The sequence below is a fragment of the Corallococcus sp. AB049A genome, from assembly GCF_003668885.1.
GTDB lineage: Bacteria > Myxococcota > Myxococcia > Myxococcales > Myxococcaceae > Corallococcus > Corallococcus interemptor.
In genome coordinates this window covers 1-4,665 of record NZ_RAWL01000560.1, presented here as the reverse complement: position 1 = coordinate 4,665, position 4,665 = coordinate 1, and the positions used below count along the sequence as shown (strand labels likewise).

Below are 4,665 nucleotides of genomic sequence, written 5' to 3'. Positions count from 1 at the left end.
ACTCTGGGCGGGTGGCAGCTGGCGGTGAACGCGCACGTGCCGCCCGCGCGCAGGAAGGCGGCGGCCCGGCTCATCGCGCACCTGACGTCACCGGAGGCGAACCGCGTGCTGGCGCTGCATTACGCGCGCAACCCTCCGAGGCTGGCGCTGTACGACGACCCGCGGCTGCGTGAGGAGCAGCCGTTCATCGCGAGCCTGAAGGAGGCGCTGGTGCGGGCGCGGCCCCGGCCGGTGACGCCGTACTACCTGCTCATCGCGGACGTGCTCCAGAGCGAGTTCTCCGCCGCCGTGGCGGGCCTGCGGTCTCCCGAGGCCGCGCTCACTCGCGCGCAGAAGCAGGTGGATCACCTGACCGGTGAAAAGCCTCTGGAGGAGGAATGAGGGGCGCGGGTTCACAGGCTCGGGAGCGGCGGCAGGCGTACCTGCTGGTGGCGCCGGCCGTGCTGGTGCTTGCCGTGGTGGCGCTGTACCCGGTGCTGGCGGCGATATGGCTGAGCCTGCACCGCTTCATCCTGGTGTTCGGCGAGCGGCGCTTCACGGGGCTGGAGAACTACGTCTACCTGATGGGGGACGCGCGGTTCTGGTCCGCGCTGGGGAACACGGCGTACTTCACGGCGGTGGCGGTGGCGGTGGAGCTGCTGCTCGCGGTGCCGCTGGCGCTGCTGCTCAACCGCGCGTTCCCGGGGCGGGGGCTGTTGCGCGCGTCGGTGCTGGTGCCTTGGGCGATTCCCACGGTGGTGAGCGCCCGGCTGTGGGCGTGGATGTTCAACCCGGACTACGGGCTCATCAACCGGATGCTGGGTGGGGCGGAGATCAACTGGCTGGGCGCGCCGGGATATGCGTTGCACGCGGCCATCCTGGTGGACGTGTGGAAGACGACGCCCTTCGTGGCGCTGCTGGTGCTGGCGGGGCTGCAGGGCATCCCGGAGGACCTCTACAAGGCGGCGCGCGTGGACGGGGCGTCGGAGTGGCGGCAGTTCCGGTCCATCACGCTGCCGTTGCTCAAGCCCGCGCTGCTGCTGGCGGTGCTGTTCCGGTCGCTGGATGCGTTCCGCGTGTTCGACGCCATCTACGTGCTGACGGAGGGCGGGCCGGCGAACACGACGGAGACGCTGAGCATCTACGCGTACAAGACGCTGATGCGCTCCGGGGACTTTGGCTACGGCAGCACGCTGTCGGTGGCGACGTTCCTGGGCGTGGTGCTGCTGGCGGTGGTGTGGCTGCGCTGGCTGGGGCGCGAGGAGGGGCGGCGATGAAGCGGCCGGGGCTGGGCACGGCGCTGGCCGTGGTGGCGTTCCTCACGTTCTTCCTGGGGCCGTTCCTGTGGCAGGTGCTGACGAGCCTGTGGCCGGACGGCGAGCTGACGCGGCCATGGCCGTCGCACCTGACGGGAGCGAACTACGACAGCGTGTTGTTCGGGCGGCCGTTCCTGTGGGCGGTGTTGAACTCGCTGGTGGTGGCGACGCTGACGACGGTGTTCTGCCTCACGGTGGGAGCGTCCGCGGCGTTCGCGCTGGCGAAGCTGGAGTTCCGGGGGCGGGGGCTGCTGTTGTCCGCGGCGCTGGGCGTGTCGATGTTCCCGCCCATCGCGACGGTGAGCCCGCTGTACCTCATCCTCAACGCGGTGGGGCTGCGTGACAGCCTGGTGGGCCTGGCGTTGCCGTACACGACGTTCGCGCTGCCGCTGACGTTGTGGGTGCTGACGTCGTTCTTCCGGCAGCTGCCGGACGAGCTGTACCGCGCGGCGCGGGTGGACGGGTGCACGCCGGTGGGCGCGTTCCGCAGGGTGCTGTTGCCCCTGGCGGCGCCGGGCCTGGCGACGACGGCCATCCTGGTCTTCATCTTCGCGTGGAACGAGTTCCTCTACGCGCTGACGTTCCTGTCCACGCCGGAGAAGCGCACGGTGCCGGTGGCCATCAGCCTCTTCGCCAGCGAGTACAAGGAACCCTGGGGAGAGATCGCCGCGGCGTCGGTGGTGGCCACGCTGCCGCTGGTGGTGCTCACGGTGCTGTTCCAGCGGCGCATCGTGTCCGGGCTCACGGCCGGCGCGGTGAAGGAGTAGCTCTACGGGCGGCTACGCGCGCGGGGCAGCCAGAAGTCCGGCTGGCGGCGCAGGTGCGCGATGGCGAGCACCACCACGTCCTCGTCACGGACGAGGTAGGGCAGGGCGAAGGGGTACTCCGGAATCAGGAAGCGGCGGATGGGGGGCGTGTGATGGAGCCGAGGCCAGAGGGGCCAGCGGTCCGGGTGCGCGTGGATGGAGTCCATCGCCAGATACACGGTGTCGGAGAAGCGGTCACCGAGGCCTATGCGCTGGTCTTCATACCAGTCGATGACCTCGAGCAGCTCCGGTTCGGCAGCGCGATGCAGTCGGATGCCCATACGGGGTGGAGTGCACCTAGCGCTGACGTCGCCTCTGCTCGCGCCGCTCCTCTATTCTTTTTTTCACGTCTTCCCAATCGACAAGCTCCGCTGTCCCATCCATGACTTCCTGGGCACGGCGGCTGATCTCCTCGCCCCAGGACGCCTCGATGTCCGGGGCATCCGCGTCTGACACCTCACGCACGAGCCGGGCGCGGTCTTCCGGCGAAAGTTGCAAAACCTGGGCAATTAGCTCGTCCACGGTCGCCATCGACATCATTCTAGCTCCTCCTGGGATTCCGCGCTCGCGCGGCGGAGGAGCCTTCCTACCTGGAGGGTCTGACAGCTACCGGCCTACCGCATCGACCTCCGCCCAGAGGCGCTTGTCCTCGAGCGCCGTGTCCAGCGGTGCCCTTCGCTCCGCGATGCGCAGCAGCACGGCGGCCAGCTGGTCCAGGTGCATGGGCTTCAGCTTGTGCAGCAGGGGCAGCTTGCCCAGCGTGTGCAGGATGCCGGGCGGCGCGTGGTATTCGCCCTCCAGCGCCGGGGGCCGCACCATCGTGTAGGGGATGCCGCTCTCGCGCACGATGCGCTCTGCTTCCGCCTTGGCCTTGAGGTACGCGCCCACCGGGCTCCCCGCTCCCACCGACGTGAGCAGGATGAAGTGGTCCACGCCCGCAGCCTTCGCCGCGTCCACCAGCTGCCGCGTGGTGCCGATGTCGCTCGTCTCGTAGGTGTCCCCGGCCGCGAAGCGCTTGCGCATCGTCCCGATGAGCTGGAGCACCGTCGTGCTGCCCTTCATCGCCTCCACCAGCGCGGGCCCGTCCGCCAGCTCCAGCACCGCCTTCTTCGGCCAGTGGTTCGCGGGCTCCGTGTTCGCGCTCCTGGGGCGCACGTGCGGCGTCACGGACACGCCTTGGGCCAGGGCCTGCCGCATCAGCGTGCGGCCCGTCGCGCCCGTGGCGCCCGCGACGAAGAGATGACGAGGCGCTGCACTGCTCATGGCGATGCCTCCCGGGCCTGATTGCAGGGCCCTGACGCGCCTCTTGAGCACACGGCCCGTCCCTTGCCCACTGTTTCCAGGGGGCACGCGTGAAACCGGACAGCCGGCCTTCAGCGGTTCGCCTGCTCGGCCTGGACCTCGCGCGCCTTCGTCAGGTCCTCCAGGAAGATGGCCTCCAGCTGACGTGCCGCCTCCACGTCCTCCAACACCAGCGAGCCCTCTTCCAACAGGTTGAACGACAGCGCGTCGTAGTTGATGGACCCCACCAGCACCCACCGGTCATCCACCAGCATCGTCTTCGCGTGCATCATCGACGGCTGGTACTCCCAGAGCCGCACGCCCGCCGCCCGCAGCGTGTCGTAGGTCTGCCGCTGGAGCACCGTGATGGCCTTCTGGTCGTTCTTGTCCCCCGGCGCCAGCACCCGCACGTCCACGCCCGCGCGCGCCTTCTCCACCAGCAGCGCCGTCAGCGCGTCGTTGGGCGTGAAGTACGCCTGCGAAATCCACAGCCGCTTCTTCGCCGCCTTCACCATCAGCTGCGTCAGCCGCTCCGCGCGCGTCACCTCCGGGTTCGCCGTGCTGCTGACGAACGCCGCCCAGCCTTCACCCGCGGAATCCAGGCCGGGCTGGTCCACCGACAGCGTGGGGAAGTCCGTGGGAGGCAACAGCTGGCCCGTCGTCTCCTGCCAGTTCTCCGCGAAGGCCTGCTGCAGCTGCGCCACGACCGGGCCCTGGACCCGCACGTTGGTGTCGCGCCACTCCTTCTCGTTGCGCGCGTCGCCCAGCCACTCGTCCTGGATGGCCAGTCCTCCCGTGATGGCCACCTTGCCGTCCACCACGACGATCTTGCGGTGGTTGCGCGCCAGGTTCTCGTCCGCCGGCAGCGGGCGGAACAGGTGCGCCTCGCAGCCGGCCGCCTCCAGCCGGGGCTTCACCTCTGTTTCGAAAGGACCGCTTCCCAGCGGATCCACCAGCACGCGGCAGTGCACGCCCTTCTTGGCGCGCTCGGCCAGCGCTTCAATCATCCGGTCGGACGCACGTCCCGGCCGCCAGATGAACATCACGATGTGGATGGAGGCGCGGGCCCGGCCGATCTCTTCCACCATCACGTCGAATACGGCGCCGTTGTTCGCCCACCGGATGCGGTTGCGCGGTTCCATCCGCACCCCCGTCGTCTGGTACAGCGCCGATGCGAAGCCCGCCCCACGCGAACCCACCTGCCCCGTGAGATGAAACGGACGGGACGACTCCTTCGTGTTGCACGCGGACGGACATCCCGCGAGCAACATCGCCCCCAACAT

General features: G+C 69.4%; 6 protein-coding genes and 1 pseudogene. 3 read left to right on the top strand and 4 right to left on the bottom strand.

Features of this window, described 5'->3' with window-relative positions:
* From D7X55_RS36090 to D7X55_RS36080, 3 genes and pseudogenes are all read left to right on the top strand, one after another.
* A pseudogene (locus D7X55_RS36090) lies at positions 1-381 on the top strand (ABC transporter substrate-binding protein); the annotation flags it as partial.
* A complete protein-coding gene (locus D7X55_RS36085; protein ID WP_120553024.1) occupies positions 378-1,256 on the top strand; it encodes a carbohydrate ABC transporter permease in 879 nt (292 codons plus the stop codon). The pseudogene D7X55_RS36090 and the gene D7X55_RS36085, both read left to right, overlap by 4 nt.
* Positions 1,253-2,062: a carbohydrate ABC transporter permease gene (locus D7X55_RS36080; protein WP_120553025.1), complete on the top strand. Its 810-nt coding sequence runs from the start codon at positions 1,253-1,255 to the stop codon at positions 2,060-2,062. The genes D7X55_RS36085 and D7X55_RS36080 overlap by 4 nt, the downstream gene beginning before the upstream one ends.
* Before the next feature lie 2 nt (positions 2,063-2,064).
* Here the strand turns inward: D7X55_RS36080 and D7X55_RS36075 are convergent, their stop codons facing one another.
* From D7X55_RS36075 to D7X55_RS36060, 4 genes are all read right to left on the bottom strand, one after another.
* A complete protein-coding gene (locus D7X55_RS36075; RefSeq protein WP_120553026.1) occupies positions 2,065-2,382 on the bottom strand; it encodes a type II toxin-antitoxin system RelE/ParE family toxin in 318 nt (105 codons plus the stop codon).
* Between the two features lie 16 nt (positions 2,383-2,398).
* A complete protein-coding gene (locus D7X55_RS36070; RefSeq protein WP_120553027.1) occupies positions 2,399-2,641 on the bottom strand; it encodes an addiction module protein in 243 nt (80 codons plus the stop codon).
* Positions 2,642-2,707: 66 nt separating this feature from the next.
* On the bottom strand, positions 2,708-3,364 hold the full coding sequence (locus D7X55_RS36065) for an NAD(P)-binding oxidoreductase (protein ID WP_121725406.1): 657 nt from the start codon (positions 3,362-3,364) through the stop codon (positions 2,708-2,710).
* A gap of 110 nt (positions 3,365-3,474) precedes the next feature.
* Positions 3,475-4,665: phosphatidylserine/phosphatidylglycerophosphate/cardiolipin synthase family protein (locus D7X55_RS36060; protein WP_233610275.1), on the bottom strand; the 1,191-nt coding region annotated here is incomplete at its 5' end.